Origin of the sequence: Rhizobium sp. BK379 (assembly GCF_014193955.1) — a bacterium.
GTDB lineage: Bacteria > Pseudomonadota > Alphaproteobacteria > Rhizobiales > Rhizobiaceae > Rhizobium.
Genome location: NZ_JACIAD010000001.1, coordinates 1,608,352 through 1,624,270 on the forward strand (window position 1 = coordinate 1,608,352; position 15,919 = coordinate 1,624,270).

The 15,919-nt window shown below is 55.4% G+C and carries 13 protein-coding genes and 1 tRNA gene; 5 read left to right on the forward strand and 9 right to left on the reverse strand.

Annotated elements, in window-relative coordinates; genetic code table 11:
* Positions 1-113 precede the first annotated feature (113 nt).
* The 4 genes from FHT93_RS08275 to FHT93_RS08290 all read left to right on the forward strand — a co-directional run bounded on the left by FHT93_RS08275 (position 114) and on the right by FHT93_RS08290 (position 2,306).
* The gene (locus tag FHT93_RS08275) at positions 114-839 is read left to right on the forward strand and encodes a LuxR family transcriptional regulator (RefSeq protein WP_113016816.1); all 726 of its coding nucleotides are present in this window, start codon (positions 114-116) and stop codon (positions 837-839) included.
* A gap of 246 nt (positions 840-1,085) precedes the next feature.
* Positions 1,086-1,751 (forward strand): acyl-homoserine-lactone synthase, encoded by a 666-nt coding sequence (locus FHT93_RS08280; protein ID WP_183847031.1) that lies wholly within the window; start codon positions 1,086-1,088, stop codon positions 1,749-1,751.
* On the forward strand, positions 1,748-1,939 hold the full coding sequence (locus tag FHT93_RS08285) for a hypothetical protein (RefSeq protein ID WP_007824152.1): 192 nt from the start codon (positions 1,748-1,750) through the stop codon (positions 1,937-1,939). The genes FHT93_RS08280 and FHT93_RS08285 overlap by 4 nt, the downstream gene beginning before the upstream one ends.
* A 136-nt stretch (positions 1,940-2,075) precedes the next feature.
* Positions 2,076-2,306, forward strand: a complete 231-nt coding sequence (locus FHT93_RS08290) for a DUF2934 domain-containing protein (RefSeq protein WP_112541192.1) — start codon at positions 2,076-2,078, stop codon at positions 2,304-2,306.
* A 14-nt stretch (positions 2,307-2,320) separates the two neighbouring features.
* Here FHT93_RS08290 and FHT93_RS08295 read toward each other — a convergent pair whose 3' ends face one another.
* Positions 2,321-2,689, reverse strand: a complete 369-nt coding sequence (locus FHT93_RS08295) for a response regulator (protein ID WP_112541191.1) — start codon at positions 2,687-2,689, stop codon at positions 2,321-2,323.
* 192 nt (positions 2,690-2,881) lie between these two features.
* On the opposite strand from FHT93_RS08295, the gene FHT93_RS08300 reads away from it, so the two are divergent.
* A tRNA-Ile gene (locus FHT93_RS08300) sits at positions 2,882-2,957 on the forward strand.
* Positions 2,958-2,965: 8 nt separating this feature from the next.
* Here the strand turns inward: FHT93_RS08300 and FHT93_RS08305 are convergent.
* The 8 genes from FHT93_RS08305 to FHT93_RS08340 form a co-directional block, all read right to left on the reverse strand.
* A complete protein-coding gene (locus FHT93_RS08305) occupies positions 2,966-4,072 on the reverse strand; it encodes a tyrosine-type recombinase/integrase (protein WP_183847033.1) in 1,107 nt (368 codons plus the stop codon).
* Positions 4,069-4,305, reverse strand: coding sequence for a hypothetical protein (locus tag FHT93_RS08310; protein ID WP_183847035.1), 237 nt, complete (start codon positions 4,303-4,305; stop codon positions 4,069-4,071). The genes FHT93_RS08305 and FHT93_RS08310 overlap by 4 nt, the downstream gene beginning before the upstream one ends.
* A gap of 201 nt (positions 4,306-4,506) precedes the next feature.
* Positions 4,507-6,051: a hypothetical protein gene (locus FHT93_RS08315; RefSeq protein WP_183847037.1), complete on the reverse strand. Its 1,545-nt coding sequence runs from the start codon at positions 6,049-6,051 to the stop codon at positions 4,507-4,509.
* A 461-nt stretch (positions 6,052-6,512) separates the two neighbouring features.
* Positions 6,513-6,941 (reverse strand): hypothetical protein, encoded by a 429-nt coding sequence (locus FHT93_RS08320; RefSeq protein WP_183847039.1) that lies wholly within the window; start codon positions 6,939-6,941, stop codon positions 6,513-6,515.
* On the reverse strand, positions 6,931-9,078 hold the full coding sequence (locus FHT93_RS08325) for a GNAT family N-acetyltransferase (RefSeq protein WP_183847041.1): 2,148 nt from the start codon (positions 9,076-9,078) through the stop codon (positions 6,931-6,933). The genes FHT93_RS08320 and FHT93_RS08325 overlap by 11 nt, the downstream gene beginning before the upstream one ends.
* 11 nt (positions 9,079-9,089) lie before the next feature.
* Positions 9,090-10,037 carry a 5'-nucleotidase gene (locus FHT93_RS08330; protein ID WP_348649763.1) on the reverse strand — a complete coding sequence of 316 codons (948 nt, stop codon included), beginning with the start codon at positions 10,035-10,037 and terminating at the stop codon, positions 9,090-9,092.
* Between the two features lie 26 nt (positions 10,038-10,063).
* The gene (locus FHT93_RS08335) at positions 10,064-11,047 is read right to left on the reverse strand and encodes a DUF3883 domain-containing protein (protein ID WP_183847043.1); all 984 of its coding nucleotides are present in this window, start codon (positions 11,045-11,047) and stop codon (positions 10,064-10,066) included.
* A 35-nt stretch (positions 11,048-11,082) separates the two neighbouring features.
* Entirely contained in the window at positions 11,083-15,897 is a 4,815-nt protein-coding gene (locus FHT93_RS08340) for a type ISP restriction/modification enzyme (RefSeq protein WP_183847045.1), read from the reverse strand.
* Positions 15,898-15,919: the final 22 nt, after the last annotated feature.

Consider the following 15,919-nt stretch of genomic DNA (forward strand, 5'->3'; position numbering starts at 1 on the left):
GAAAAAGGCGCTAACAGACGGACCTGGAAAAGTCATTCCCCGCATATGTGGGGATGCCTTGTATTTTCGACATTCCTCGCGGTAGGATTGAATGGTTTAAGGCAGGCGACACGATGACGGAAAACAATTATTCCCAAAAGTTCGAACCCGTTTTCGAACAGATCAAGGCCGCGGCCAATGTCGATGCTTCCATCCGCATTTTCCAGGCAGACTATGCCGTTGACTATGTCACCTATCACCTCGCTCAAACCATTGCGGCAAAGATCGACGCTCCTTTCGTGCGCACCACCTATCCGGATGCCTGGGTGTCGCGGTATCTGCTCAACAGCTATGTGAAGGTCGACCCGATCGTCAAACAGGGCTTCGAGCGCCAGCTGCCTTTTGACTGGAGCGAGGTGGAGCCGACGCCGGAAGCCTATGCCATGCTCGTCGATGCGCAGAAGCACGGGATCGGCGGCAACGGCTATTCGATCCCCGTCGCCGACAAGGCCCAGCGCCGGGCGCTGCTGTCGATCAATGCCCGCGTTCCGCTTGATGATTGGAACGCCATGGTCAAGCTCTATCGCAATGAATGGATCGAGCTCGCCCATATCATCCACCGGAAGGCCATCTACGAGCTTCACGGCGAGAACGACCCGGTACCGACGCTGTCCCCGCGCGAAATCGAATGCCTGCATTGGACCGCACTCGGCAAGGACTATAAGGATATCGCCGTCATCCTCGGCATTTCCGAGCATACGACCCGCGATTATCTGAAAACCGCCCGCTTCAAGCTCGGCTGTGCCACCATTTCCGCGGCCGCCTCGCGGGCCGTGCAGCTGCGCATCATCAATCCCTAGCTTTTCCTTCCGGCCGGATCGAAACCCTCGCTGGTCAAGCGTCGGACGTGCCGGAAGGCATGGCCTCCCCCGATCTTTTCCACACTGACGAGATCCGCTCTGCGGCATGCTTCCGGCTGCCCGCAAGAGGCTTGAGCGATCCCCCCATATGCGGGGGCTCATCTGTAGGCGCCCATATGAGGGAATTTCCGATCCCGCCGTCCTGAACCATTCTGCTCTCACGAACCCAACACGCTGGAGGGAAAAATGTTCGTTATCATTCAGGCACATGAGTATCAGAAATACGCTTTCATACTCGACCAGATGTTCCGCCTGCGCAAGAAAGTCTTTGCGGACATCCTTGGCTGGAACGTTCCGGTAATCGGCCCCTTCGAGCGCGACAGCTATGACTCGCTCTGCCCGGCCTATCTCGTCTGGTGCGACGAAACCCGCACCCGCCTTTACGGCGGCATGCGCCTGATGCCGACGACCGGTCCGACCCTCCTCTATGACGTCTTCCGCGCAACCTTCCCGCAGGCAGCCAATCTCGTCGCCCCCGGCATCTGGGAGGGCACCCGCATGTGCATCGACGAGGAGGCAATCGCCGACGATTTTCCCGAAGTCGATGCAGGCCGCGCCTTCTCGATGCTGCTGCTGGCACTCTGCGAATGCGCCCTCGATCACGGCATCCACACCATGATCTCCAATTACGAACCGCACCTGAAGCGCGTCTACAAGCGCGCCGGCGCAGAAGTCGAGGAACTCGGCCGCGCCGACGGCTACGGCAAATATCCGGTTTGCTGCGGCGCCTTTGAAGTTTCCGAACGTGTGCTCACCAGGATGCGCGCATCCCTCGGCATCGATACACCCCTCTACACCCGCTACGTCCCGACGCGTTCCGTCGTGACTCAATTTCTGGAGATGGCAGCATGAACCGCTTGAGCGAAACCACCGTACAAAAAGACATCGGTGCGCTGGAACGACATATCCTCGCATCCCGCGATATCGCAACGCAGATGGGAGACCCCTTCCTCTCCTATCTCCTCTCGATGGCTCTCTTCACGATCTATGAGAAGAAGGCGCATCAGGAAAACGACCTGCTGAAGAGCAGCTATAATTAAGGCCCCCCGGGGCCAGCGGCCGGGCTTGAAGCAGACCTCCCTTCAGGCTCGGCCGCACCTCCCGATCTCAGGCACCTCGCCGGAACATTCGGCTCCCCCACCGGTTTTGCGATGATCGAAACCACGGGAGATAGCCATGACGGACCGGAACGAGGACAGCGTGCGCGAGCGCGCCTACGCAATCTGGGAAGAGGAAGGCAGGCCGGACGGCCAGGATTTGCGCCATTGGAGCGATGCCGAAGCCGAACTGCACGGCGAAGCGACGAGGGCCAACAAACAGGCTCGCAGACAGATCGAAGAAACCGAGGCCGCGACCGGAGCAACCGACGTTCCCATCCCGCCGCCGTCTTTGTCGAGCCCGGATTGACCGCTCTCGCCTTACTACCGCGTCATGGAATCAATCGCCGAAATCAGCGCCTCGTGCTGATAGGGTTTCGGCAGGAAGGCCGTGTTGGCCGGCAGCGACATGGGATCGAGCCGCACCATGCCCGAGGTGATGATGATGCCGATATTCGGCCGCATCGCCCTCACCCGCTTGGCCAGTTGTATGCCGTCCATCGAGCCGGCCATATTGACGTCGGTAAAGAGAATATCGACATCGTTACGAGCCTTCAGGAGCACCATCGCCTCGTCCGCATTCCCGGCCTCAAGCGCAACGTGTCCCACGTCTTCAAGCACATCCAGAATATTGAACCTGATCAGCGGCTCATCCTCGACGATGAGCACCACGGCACCTTGGGAAGCCACCATTCTGCGATTGCCCTCTTCAGATCCAGTCTGACGGGAGTAAATGTAGCCCGCCTGCGAAGGTTCCAGAGGGCAAACCGGAAATATGCATCGTCCACAGATGCTTGCGCTCATGGCTTGTGACTGTCCCGGATTTGGGTTAAGCGGACAAAAGCCGCGGGTGCCATTGCCCCGGCTCACCGCACCCTGGGTGCCGGGCCTGTAGCTCAATGGTTAGAGCCGGCGGCTCATAACCGCTTGGTTGGGGGTTCGAGTCCCTCCGGGCCCACCACTCAATTTCTATCCGTTTGATTTGACAAAGGTTTTGGTCTTACTTCCCGCACCGGAAACTAGGTGCGGGGAAACTTTGGTCCTGATCTGTTCTTCGACCAGTCGCGAAGAGGCCTTGCCGAGGAGCGCCCGATCGGCTCCCTTGGTGTAGATTTCGGCTTGCTTGACCGTGACCCAACCGAATTGCGCCATCAATTGATGACTCGTTGCGCCCGCCTCTGCGGCCAGGGTGGCACTGAATTTCCGCAATCCGTGGGCGCTCTTGTGAACACCCGCCGCCCTACATGTATCTCGGAACCAATTGCCGAACGACTCTTTCGTCATCGGTAGGCCTTTTTTGCCAACAATGAATGCCAGGTCTCCGGTCTGAGTTTGCTCGATGAGGTCCAGAATTCGCGGCGAAAACTCGATCGTCACTTGCGTGTTCGTTTTCTTGGTGCTGATCTTCAAGACGTCGGCGGTCATATGCTGGCGTCCAGCACGGACGGCGTCCGACCTCCTCAGGCCTGACGCTACGATGAGTTCAAATGCCAGTCGTTCTCGGGTCCCCAGAGGCCAGTGGCTAATGAATTTTTCGATTTCTTCGATCGTCCAGATCGGAAAGCCATCAGTGCTCAAAGGTTTCAATCGTTTGACACCAACGGTGGGATTTGCGCTGACGTGGCTGTTGTCCACTCCCCAATTGAAAAGGGCTGACAGCGCCTTCTTGAAATTGTTGGCAAGGGATGGCGTCGTTTTTCTGCGCTCCAAAGCCTTCTGGACGTCGGCCTTTGTCACAGCCCTGCAATCCACGTTTCCACTGGCGTCAACAACTTGCTTGTAGAAAAGGCCGCGCTGCTTCCGTGTGGCGACGCTCAGTCCAGCCCATTCTGCGCTCTCCATGTATTGCTGGACGAGCCACCGCAAAGACCGGACGATCGTGGTTGCCTCCACATGCTCGATCTTCTGGCCTATCAGAGCCGCCTGGTATGCCTTCTTGAATTCCTTGGAACCGGGTATGCCCGGCAGCCGGACGCGGTCCCCTTTTCCGATGCGGAAATAGAAGACGATCTTGCCGTGTCTTGTGGTTTCTTTGACGACATGGAGAGGGAGTTTTCTGGGCATGAAGATGGTCATAGCACAACTCCCCCGCGTCTTGTATACGAGGTGCCACCATAATCTCCCATCGGCATCGGAGACACCCGAACAATACGTCCGTCGAACTCCATCTCCACCATGACCTGCTCACGCTTCGCAATATCTGCCAGACGTGCAATGTCAGCCTTGCTAATTTGCTTTCGAGATACCCCGAGACCCGCCAAGTTCTTGCCGGTGCCCGTGTCGTCGTTCTTTATCAAGTCAATTTCCATGTTCTCTGCCGCCGTGCGGGTTTATGAGAAAATGGTGAGTCCAAAGCCTGCGTGTTGCAACAAAAAAATTCATTGCAAATCAAAAACTTAAAACAGAGCAGGAGTTTACTGGCGCACTTTACTATGGCTAGGAAGCGGCCATAGTAAACTGTGGCCCCCGTTCTAGTGAACAACGTGATTACTGACCGGTGTGGCCTGTCTTCAGGGCCGCCTGACAGACACGAGGTCGTTGCATGGCTCTGGCGATGTCCGCCTTCCCGGCCTCATTTCCGCAACGGACATGAGATGAGCGACGCCCTTGTCGGCCAACGCTGGGTCTTCGCTGATCATGGTGCGAACATGGTCGATGCACTCCAAGATTTCACGAGCGCTCTTGTGCTTCCGGCTCACATTTCGGACCTGCTCGGAATGAAGCTCCTTAGCCTGAGCTTCTTCGCGATATAGCGCTGACTCGCCTCCTGAGACGGCTATTTGCAGCCGCTGCTTCTCCTTCTCAGCGGCGATTAATGCTCGTTCGAGGTCTTGAATTCTCCGGCGGCGGCGGGCCGCCAATCCGATGGCGTAACACCACCATTGCACAGGAGGGGCTTTCGAAAGCTGTTCGTGGATGTCCCAACGACGGTCTCGTGTAGCCTTCAACTTCGCGTTCCCATCCCTGAGTTCTTCCTTTATCCGCTTAATCGCTGACGTCGGTTGGAACACCGGAAACGACGTCAATAGGTCATTCGACGCCTTCCTCTCCATAACCCTGAGTTCCTCGGCTATCTGGGCAAATGAAGACCTCGCAATGTGCGGCGGTTCTGGCTGCGTCGGTTGCAACGGAACAATGAAGTCCGGGGCCCTCCTTTCTTTGGGTCCTTGTGAAATCGAATGGTCTTTGCTCGTCGGCGGCTTCTCGACTGGTGCAGTCGAAACAGCGGGTTCCATCAGCATATTGACCTCTAACTTGCGTCGGCTGGCCAGCATATGCAGTGCGCCCACCAAGATGCCGTCGACAGTTTTCACGACGATCCACGTTCCCGGCTTGTCCCCGGCTTTGACGTCCAATCCCGCAGTCGATAGCGCCTCTACGAGGTCAGCTCGCGTAGTTGCGTCACTTGCAGCGTCTCTTACGATCTGCCGCAGCGCGGGCAGGTCTAATCTAAGACGTTTCTTCTCCTGGTGTTGAGCATGGGTGAACGCCTCCGCCGGGATCGGGGGCATCGGAAGCAGCGTCCGCTCCAGACCATCGGCAGCGCAAGTCATTCCTCGCTTGCGTAGCCCCTTGATGACCGTCTCGGTGTGTTTGCCTGCGACGAACGGATGGCCGAAAGCATATTCGCTCGCTCTCGCCACCAGCTCGTGCACCACCCGATCAAACGACGATTTCAGAACGCGACCGGTCACCGGGTCAACTTCGCCGACGAGCACATGCCAATGAAGGTCGGTGGCGTCTTGAGTAGATCGCTTCTTCCGATGCTCAACCACTACAGCACGGTGGGCGTCGAACTCGAACTCGTTGGCGATCATATCGAGCACTTGTCGCATCTGCGGCCTGTCCATCATCTCGTGCGGTGCAACGATCCAATGCCGCACCGAATAGGCCGCACCCCTAGCGAGGGAGTCCCTGTGCATGTCTTGAATATCCGCCGCCGTGCCTCGCAGGAACGTGACCGTCTCGTTGTCGTCGCCATTTTGCAAATGCCGGATTATGCGGTTGACGCCCGATTTTGAGCGAATGCGCAGCCCCTTGACGATCATTTGCATTGTATCAGCTCTTGAGCCGCTTTCCGCAGCGTTGCGGCTTCCTCACGCACCCGGCGAGGATCGAGCGGCGTCGAATTCATGAAGTCGAGCAGCCGATTGGCGGAGCGGCGGACGTCGGCGCAGGCTTGGCGGAGTTTGGTGCCAGGGACCTCGCCGCGAACAGCGTCGGCTGCAGCTCGGCGCAGAATCTCGGAAACAGAACTACCGATCCGTCGCCCGCAGTCTTCAATTCGGCACTTCTCGACCTCCGAAATCCTGAAACGTATAGATGAGTCCTTCATCGCTCTTCCTTTCTTGGGGTTCCACAGGGGGCAGCGCCCCCTTGGCCTGCTGCGTGTGTTCACACACGCATGGCTGGCAACCGCAGGTCACTCGAAATAATGTGCCTACAGAAAGAGTCCGCCGATACGCTGCCGGCGGCAAGTCGAATGCTATGAATATAATATCGGGCGGGCGACCACCTAAGCCGCCAAGGCGAAGCCGCTTAGGTAATTCGCCTCATCGTTGGTGATTTTCGTCAACACTTGGGGGGGGTGAAAGCCATCACGCATGACACGAAGATACTCAATAGAGATTGGCTCGATTTTCTGCACCGATGACAACTCAATGCCGACGCCCCGATCTGTACCCAAAAAATACGCATCGAAGTCGTCTCGCGGGATCGCTGCGTGTCTCGCGTAACGAACCCATAGTTCGGCCGGCGAAGCGTAGTGAAAATCCTGCGCGATCGCAGCTCCTACAACCGCGCCAACTGGAAGAGTCGCATAAATCCAGAGCTTGGTTCCAATATCGATCGATGGGATTCGCCGCCTGAGCTCGACTGTTTTCGCTCCCGATAAAATAGCGTCTACAAACAGCGGTCGGATTGAGATGATCGCGTTATGTGGCAATAGGCCATCCCTCAGCAAAAATTTTGCTCATCCTGTCACTGTTTAAAGCGACTGGTGAAACAAGATTGGCACGTCCCATGGCATCAAATTCTTTCAGCTTTTTGACCATTACGGGATGTGGGAAGACCATGAGATTGTCAAAGGTCGTCAGCAGCACATCGCTCGTCTTCGAAAAACGGTCGACGTCATCGACCACGAGCCGGCGCATGCCATCGGTTGAAATCTCGCTCTTCTTCATGATCAACGAGTCTACGACGCGCCCGCCAGCTACGACAGCGCCCCGACCTTTACCGTCCCGTTTCGATTCGTAAAACAGTATTGGCATATCGGGGCGGATCAATTTGGAAGACCTGGGGTCATTTACGTAGCCTCGCTTCGAAAGAAATGCTGCGTCACCGCTTTCAACAAAAGAAAATTGCTGTTGTCGATTGGTTCCGAGGAGCTCATCCGCGTACGCTTTGGTAATTGGCACGATCACGCCCTCTCGATCCGGCCCAACAATCAACGTAGGGCTCAGCAGAGTTTCGAGTTGCTGCAACGACAAGTTCAAGTTTTTGCCGCTCCCATCGATAACCGACATCTTATCGCCAATGCCGCTCGTAGGGATGGTCAGCCCAGCGCGCCGCCTCAATTCCTGGGCAGCACGAGCCCAGTTGCTATTAGTTAGCGGTCTGCCCAATGCTACTTTCGCAAGACCTCCCGAGCTGCCGCTGGACACGAAGCCACGTGATTTAGCGACCTGATTGACAATTGTCTGTCCTGGAAGATGCTCAAGTGCCAACCTTATCGGTAGGTGTTCGCATGCTTCTCGAATGAGAACGTCGAGCAGATACTCAGCAAAAAGTCCGCTTTCTGGGTGTTCAGGGCGAACGTGAACAAGCAGTTCCCCTGTTGGTTCGATCGACCGTGGAAGGCGCAGACTGCCAATCGCGAGGGTGTTGCCGTGCTGAAAAAATCCCAAATAGCGTGCAGACCCGCCTTCAGCCGGCAGCGGACATGCCTTTGCTATAATTGTCTCGTTGACACCAACCGAGGAGAGGTAGCGCCGAGCATCCTCCGGTGACATTTGGCCAAAGGAGAACTCGCGGCCAGAAACAGGTGGTTGCGGTTGTGGCATTGCTTGGGCGGGAAGAAGGCTTACAAGCTCATCTAATGAAATGACGTCAATTCCTACATTCGCTAACAACTCGTCCCGAGCCCCAATGAGAGCTTCATCGCGGGTTATAAACGCTGATGCACGGGTGAGAGCTGCGTGCGCGAGATGCTGGGCGTCGCTACGCGCCTGCACCGTTCCGGCGTCACGGTGCTTTCGTTGAGTGAACACGAGATCATGAATTTCGTCGGCAAGTCCGTTGCAAGCCTCGATCGATACATTCGGTAGTCGCGGAAGAGCCAATGCCATTTGTAAGATCGGATCGCTTTTCACGTCCCTCGATCGCTTGGCAAGTTCTTTAGCGAATTCGTCTGCGACGACCAATCGGAGATCGTGACCGAGGGCCGCGGAGAATAACTGTCTCGCTGCATCACTGTGTTGTCGTTCCTTCACCAGATCGAAGAAGACATTAAGGTCAAACGCATATATCGGCGAGTTGCCCGCACTCCTTCTCCGAATCCCTAAATCAAGGCCCTCACGTTGAGTTTGATTGGCAAGCGAGAAAAGGCTGTCATTTTCAAGTTCCCTAACATGGACCAGGATTTTCCTGCTTCGTGCTTGTCCTCCTGCACGTTCTGTAACAATTTCGAAGCCGTTCCTTGCATAAAAACTACGGGCTTGCGTCAAATCCGATGCAACATCTGCACGCAAAGCCATGAAGCCCCGCGCTTCTAAGTCCGCCACCAAGGTGTTCATCAGAGCGCTGGCAACCCCTGCAGATCGATACTCTGGGGCTACCGCTATTTGCTGTATCTTCGCGTTGGGAAACACGCCGCTAAAGAGAAGATAGCCGGCGAGAACCTCTTTTTCGGCAGCATGCGATACCATCGCAAAGAGTCTGCGTCGAACTATGGCATCTCGAAAGGCAGTCTCGGGGAGAAATCCAAGAGCGTTTCGTTGGGAGTCCGCCAGTGCCTGTATCTCGGAAAGTATCCCAACTAGCCCTTCGATGTCTTTTTTGATGACAAATCGCCTATTTGACATGGCGGCCTCTTTTAAGCAGGGATGACCGGCGCTTCCGGCGCATGAGGCCCCGGCACATGCCCCGCAGGCACGACACCGGCGGCACTTAGGACATGTTTTTCTTGATCGTCGAAAAAGATATGCGCGCCGAATGCTTTTAAGATCGGGCCCTTTGGCCACGTGCCAACGAAATGCGCTTCATCCGCCGGCGTACCCCAAGCGCGCAGCGTGTGCACTACTCGGGCGTGTGCGTGCCTGTCGCGCGCCGTGACGATACCTATGCGGACTTTGCTGACGCCATCATCGTTCATGTAAATCTGGCGTAGGATCGACAGCTTTTTCAGGAACTCACCGAGCGGCCCGCCTTCCATGGGCTTTGTAGCGTTATCCTGTTCGTGTCTCCGAAATGCTTCTAACCCCGACGTCTTATATATCTCGTCGGACTCTGCGCTGAAGACAACGGCGTCGCCATCGAATGCAATACGCACCTCATCGGCGGGCACGTATTCCCAGTTCCTCGATATAGGGCCGAGATGTGCAGCCGCTGTTCCAGCCGAGACAGCGGATTGGACGTCGCTTCGATCATTTGAGAGGAATAGGTCGATTTCCCACGCAGGAATAAACGGTGCCAGTGAACCGCCACTGGTGAAACTCCCAGTAATTACGGTTAGACCGTAGTGCTCTATCGACAGGAAAGCGCGGAGAGATAGGTCAGGAGAGTTCTTCGACAAAAGCACGACTTCGACATACGGCTTTTCGCCGGTCTCATTGAGTTTGAGTAATCGCTCAATGACTTCGAAACCCGAGCCGCGGCCGACAATAGTGCTCTCTCGTTCCCGCTGCATCTGGGCGTATGCCTGGACGCCACGAGATCGAAAGACACCGTGCTCTTCTTCGAGGTCAAACAATGCCCTAGTCGAAATTCCGATACGTAGCGGGCTAGAACGCAATTTTTGTTTGAGGTCTTGGATTTCCGTCACCTGATTTCCCCGCGCAGCGTGGTGGGTCAGCCAATAGTAAGGCGCGCTGCCACTATCGGCTCGATTTTTAAACGTTGCCCGTCGTCTGTTATCCAGACCAGATCGCTCCCTTTCGACAGGATTGCATCGTGCCGGAAGATGTAAGCCTTGGGCTTAGGTAATAGCGCTTGCGGAACCACATAGATGATGTAGTCCGCGCGATGCTCGGACGAGTGCATTTTGGCGTATTCATTGGGCGTCAACTCGACTATGAGGTCTTTGCCGGAAAGTCCCTTGACCTCGACTTTGAGGACGCTGCCTTCGTCAGCGAACGCTTCCAGGTCCCATCCGACGCCGTCTTTCTCGACGGACTCCACCCGGTGCGAGCCTCCCTCGTCGGACTTGAAATATGCGATCGCATGGTTGATTGCGGCTTGTTCCACCTTACGGCGCAACTCGGGGTCAGTCTGCCGTGGGGACTTGGTCGGTCGTTTGGCACGTCGTCCGCCTCGGCCGATGTATTCAGCGACGTCCTTGTTGAAGGCCTCTCCCTTGCCGTACCAGACCGGGCTTTGGCCCAAGTTGCCAGACTCCTTCGCCGTCGGAATGACATACGATCTGGCATCGACTGGCAGCAGCACCGCGTCGGCAGCAGGCGCTTCGATCTGATAGCCGACATCGAAACCTGACGAACGTTCGAGACGTCGATTTTCGGCGTTCCGGTTTATGCGAGCGTTCCGATACCAGCCGACGATGACTGTCTTCTTGGTGCGTGGATTTCGCGCGATCCAGACAACCGTGACGCCATCGATCGTGGCATCGCCTCTTTGGGCTCCCAGTCTTGAAATCTTGATTTCGGCAGAACGGGGCACATAACCATAGACCTTGCCCCTGAGCGGCTCGAAGTTCCATGATTCATGCGCGATCTCATTAGTCTTCAGAAAGCCGAAATTGCCCTCGGCCTTGTCACCCTTCGGCCCCCGGTAATACGTCATCCAGGCGTGGTTTATAAAGACCAGTTTCTCAGTCAACACGTCCCCCTGCCACATCTACCGGATTCTTCGGATCAAATTTCCAGTTTGGGCAGCGCCCGCACGATCTTCATGGTCTCAAGACTTACCGTGATGACACGCTGGAAAAGTTCAAGCGGATAAGCCGCGTCTCCTATCGTTTCGATAGCATACCGGTTGGCATCATTGACAATCCCGCTCGCGGCGTCGGTCTTGACGCCCTGCCTCTCCATGACCCATTCCAGCGCCGGCTTGCCGTTAACGACGTAGTCGTATGCCTCAATGGGAATACCGGTCATTGTGATGTTGCTGTTATAGACGACAGTCGTCTTGTCGACGTTTGGGCGCTTACCGCCGAACTTCATCTTCTCCACCCGGTAAAAAGCTTCGCGGTCTTTTATTACCGCAAGCTCTAAGCTGCCCTGCTTGAACGTAACGGGATAGGGATCAGCCTGTTCATAGTTGCAATGGAGCTCGCCAAGTTTACGTCCTGCCTCGGCAATAGCACGGAAATCTGCAGCATTCTTCACGGCCGGAATTCGGGGCAACTGTTTAGACAAATTATCTGCAAAGCGGCTGAGGTAATCCTCTGAGTGCAACAATCCATAAACATAGTAGAACAGTTCATCTTTAGTTACAGTAACTCCTGGATAAAGTGCTTGAAAATGCGCAAGCCCATAGTCGGTGATGCCGTCGTTCATCCCACGTTGATGGGTACCTAGAAGGTCGCCACTCCTCTCTTCAAGGACATATAGAGGGAAGCACTGACAACCTCCGTCGGGCATGAGCGCGTGAATGCTGTCACACATGATTGCGAGATAGCCGTTTTGCCGCCAGCTTCCCTCAATTACGATCATTCGGTTTTTGGTGACGCGGTCAGGAAAAATGAGCGGCATTCGATACGCGCTCCAGTTCAATGTCTTGTCGAAGTATAGCCATTGCCTGAAGAACGGACGATAGGTAGCCAAGGTTATCTTCGAATTATCAAACGTATATGATTTTCCAGCCCGATAGTCTTTTATTGTGTTTTCACACCATTTGAACCCGTCAACTGATTCTACCGGACGTTTCTCCGCTTGACTGCGGTTAAATGTTGAAATGCTTCTATCGACGATGCGGGCAAGAGTATCTTTGGAAGAATTATAAACCCAAGCATCACGAGCTGTAGCTACGCCGCGTGAGTAGGTTTTGAACAAAGAGGTTCCGCTCTTGTCCCTCTTATCACCAATATTGATATAGGCATCGAACTCAGCTTCTCGTTTTTGGAGCCAATCGCCATGCTTGTCGGGATGAATTTTGAGCCATTGGCCTTGCTCCTCGATTCCTTTGATCGATCCTAACGATGAAACCCTCTCAAGCTTTTCTTGCCTAGTCAGGTAATCACCGATGTCGTGGAAAAAAATGTTCCCAGTCGTTGAAGCGTCGGGGTTCTTCACGAGGATATTAATGGAAATAGGAGCGCGGCTACCGGAACCAAAAATCTTGCCGCCTTCCTTCCTTGACCTTTCCCCGGATGTGCGTTGGTTGCCTCTAAGATGGAAAACAAAAATGGATGAAAACTCAGCTTCCAAACTTTTCCTGAGGCCGTCCAACGCAGTGCCATCAACCCATGCTGCGCTCGTCACGAACCCGACGACGCCGCGGTCGCCAAGGCGATCGGAGGCCCATCTAATGGCTCGGGTATAGCTATCGTAGATCGCACGTTTATTCGCGTTTCCGGATAGTGCAACAAAGGTGTCACGAATCCGCTCGTCAAGTTTCGGATAATCTATGTTGGCAGCGTGGTCGTTTGCGCTGTTTTGCCCTGAAGAATAGGGCGGATTGCCCACGATCACCCGAATATCTAGCTCTTTTTGCTTGGTGCGACGGCTGCTGTTATCCGCCATAAGGTCGCTGACAAGATCGCGTTCTTGCTCGTAAAGCTGGAACGTATCCGTAAGGCAGATGCCCTCGAACGGCACGTAGTCACCGCCCGCCAAGCCGTGATAGGTCGCTTCTATATTGATCGCCGCGATGTAGTAGGCCAACAGCACGATTTCGTTAGCGTGAATTTCTTTCCGGTATTTGTGCTCAAGCTCGTCTGGCCTGATAAGGCCGGATTGCAGCAGGCGTGTGATAAACGTCCCCGTTCCTGTGAAGGGGTCAAGGATATGGACGCCCCGGCTGCCGAGGGTCTGGCCAAACTCCGATTGCAGGACCTCATTGACCGAGTGAATGATGAAGTCCACTACTTCGACAGGGGTATAGACTATGCCAAGGCGCTCGGTCATCTTCGGAAAGGCGTTGCGGAAGAACTTGTCGTATAGTTCGACGACGATCCTCTGTTTACCTTCTGCGTTGTCGATGCCAGATGCCCGAACTCTGACATCGGCATAGAATTTCTGAAGGCTGGCGGATTCCTTTTCGAGATTATGCTCGTGCAAAGCGTCCAGAACGCCCTGCATGGCGCGGGAAACCGGGTTTTCCTTGGTGAAGTTGTAGCCTTCGAACAGTGCCTCAAAGACTGGCTGGGTGATCAGATGCTGCGCGAGCATTTCAACAGCTTCGTCCTCGGTAATGCTGTCATTGAGATCGTCGCGCAGTTCTGCAAGGAATTCTACGAAAGCTTTCCGCTCGCCGCTGTCGGGCTGATCCACCAAGGCCTTAATACGGGTAATGTGAGTTTGGGCGACCCGGCCGATGTCCGTTGCCCAATCTTCCCAATAGGAACGACGTCCACATTTCTTGACGATACGGGCCAGAATGGCCCGGGAGATTTCGTCGAATACGAACGACGTCTGCGCCGGCTCGGATATTGACGCCCCGGTGGTGTCTTCCCTTTCGTCGGCGCTGCCGCCCTGACCAATACCGAGTCCGGCCCTCTCTGGCTTATTCCTGTTCGGCAAATCATTGGTGACCGCAACGATTTCGATTTGGTTTGAGACGTCGACGCCCAAATCCATTTTGTTGATAGTGGCATCGAACCTGTCGTCATGGGCGCGAAGTGCGTTCAAGATTTGCCAGACGACACGGTATTTCTCGTTGTTGTTCAGCGCCTCCTCGGGCTCGACGCCAGCCGGAATGCCGACCGGTAGGATGACGTAACCCATCTTCTTGCCGGGGGCACGCCGCATGACGCGGCCGACTGATTGCACGACGTCAATCTGGGATTTGCGCGGATGCAGGAACATGATGGCGTCCAGCGCCGGAACGTCAACGCCTTCTGACAGGCAACGTGCATTGCTGAGGATACGACACGTGCTCTCGTCAGTGTCTTCTTTCAACCAATTCAGACGTTCGTTGCGCGCCTTGGCATTAAAGGTCCCGTCGACATGCTCCAGCTCACACTGGAGTCTATATTTTTCGGCAGCGAAGCCATCCATGACGTTGCCGCTCGTCAGGTACTCATCGAGAACCTTGGCGAATTCGTCGGTAATCAGCTTCGAGCTCTTGATGTCTTTGCAGAAGGCGAGCGCCCGTTTCATCGGCAGGGGATCAGTCGAGACGTCCTGCTTGAGGTCTTCCTTTGTCAGGGCCTTGTAGCAGCCGATGATCTTGGTGGCATCATCGAGGACAAGTTCGCTGTGCTCGTCGGCGAGCCGGTGCTGGACGCCAGCAGAGACCACGGCCTCATCCACCGCCAGCACGACAACCTTGTAGTCCGTCAGAAGACCATTCTGGACGGCCCAGGAGAAGCCTCGTTGAAACAAGACCTCGCCATAAAGCGAGGCATCGTCCATTGAACAAAGCTCGACGGACGCTTCGCCCGCCTTGGTCTTGACCGCGTCACCGAAAATGCGCGGCGTCGCGGTCATATAGAGGCGCTTCTTGCCTTGAATGAAGTCCTGATTGTGGACCTTGATGAAACTGGACTCTTCCTCGCCTTCGAATTTCGCGCCGGTCGTCCGGTGCGCCTCGTCGCAAATGATCAGATCGAATTCCGGAAGGTCGAATTTTTTCTGGGCGTCAGATATGGTTTGGATGGATTGATAGGTGGAGAAGACAACTGTCATCCGGAGATCGGGATGTGCGTTGACTTTAGCGGCCAGTACCTTCGCGTCCGTCGTGGCCGGATAGGCGAGGTCATGAATATCGATGTCGCCAAGGTCGTCGCCGCTCCTCCGCCTGCCAACTTGGACGTCGGAACAGACAGCGAAGCAACGCAGCGGCGTCTCGGTGTCAATGGACCATTCACGGACTGATTGAGACATCAAGGCGAGCGATGGCACGAGGTAAAGGACCATTTTGCCGACGCCCGCGAAATCCTCGGCAATCTTCAAGCCCGTAAAAGTCTTACCCGTTCCGCAGGCCATGATCAGCTTGCCACGATCGGCGGCGGCAAAGCCGTCCTTCACAGCAGCGAGCGCCTCCTTCTGATGAGGCCTAAGTTCTTTCTTTTGGGTAAGGACGACTTTCGAGTCCTTGATATAGGTCGTCCAGTCGATTGGGCTCTGCTGGATATCCGAAAAGCCGATCCGCTGCGTGCTGATGTTCTGGTCCTGCAACGCACCCTCGGCGTGCTCACTCCAGTTCGCGTTGGTCGTGTCGATTATGAGGCGTTCCGTGAAAGGCCTCTTGCCCGAAGCCGTGAAGAAAGAGTCGATATCGCTCTTTTGGATGCGATGACCTTCGCGATAGAATTTGCACTGGATGGCGCAGAATCCGCCTTCGTCCCGCACCCGGGCTACCAGGTCGATGCCCGTGTCTTGGGCGCTGATGTCTTTCTCAGACGCGAACTCGGCATAGGTCCAAACTTTGTCGAATCGCTGCACGTATTGGGGGTCATTCTCAAAGAAGACCTTGGCAAGGTTTTCGAAATACGTTCCTTTCTCACGTTCGCTCTTGGAGCCGGTGCGATAGCGGTCGAAAAGTTCTTTGAGTGCACTGGACATGGAATCGCTCGAAATACGGGAA

What these genes read in the sequence shown, in the direction of transcription:
- FHT93_RS08305 (WP_183847033.1), bottom strand. Translation starts at nt 4,072, where the DNA reads ATGACCATCTTCATGCCCAGAAAACTCCCTCTCCATGTCGTCAAAGAA.
- FHT93_RS08285 (WP_007824152.1), top strand. Translation starts at nt 1,748, where the DNA reads ATGAACCGCTTGAGCGAAACCACCGTACAAAAAGACATCGGTGCGCTG.
- FHT93_RS08290 (WP_112541192.1), top strand. Translation starts at nt 2,076, where the DNA reads ATGACGGACCGGAACGAGGACAGCGTGCGCGAGCGCGCCTACGCAATC.
- FHT93_RS08315 (WP_183847037.1), bottom strand. Translation starts at nt 6,051, where the DNA reads ATGCAAATGATCGTCAAGGGGCTGCGCATTCGCTCAAAATCGGGCGTC.
- FHT93_RS08280 (WP_183847031.1), top strand. Translation starts at nt 1,086, where the DNA reads ATGTTCGTTATCATTCAGGCACATGAGTATCAGAAATACGCTTTCATA.
- FHT93_RS08310 (WP_183847035.1), bottom strand. Translation starts at nt 4,305, where the DNA reads ATGGAAATTGACTTGATAAAGAACGACGACACGGGCACCGGCAAGAAC.
- FHT93_RS08340 (WP_183847045.1), bottom strand. Translation starts at nt 15,897, where the DNA reads ATGTCCAGTGCACTCAAAGAACTTTTCGACCGCTATCGCACCGGCTCC.
- FHT93_RS08325 (WP_183847041.1), bottom strand. Translation starts at nt 9,078, where the DNA reads ATGTCAAATAGGCGATTTGTCATCAAAAAAGACATCGAAGGGCTAGTT.
- FHT93_RS08295 (WP_112541191.1), bottom strand. Translation starts at nt 2,689, where the DNA reads ATGGTGGCTTCCCAAGGTGCCGTGGTGCTCATCGTCGAGGATGAGCCG.
- FHT93_RS08275 (WP_113016816.1), top strand. Translation starts at nt 114, where the DNA reads ATGACGGAAAACAATTATTCCCAAAAGTTCGAACCCGTTTTCGAACAG.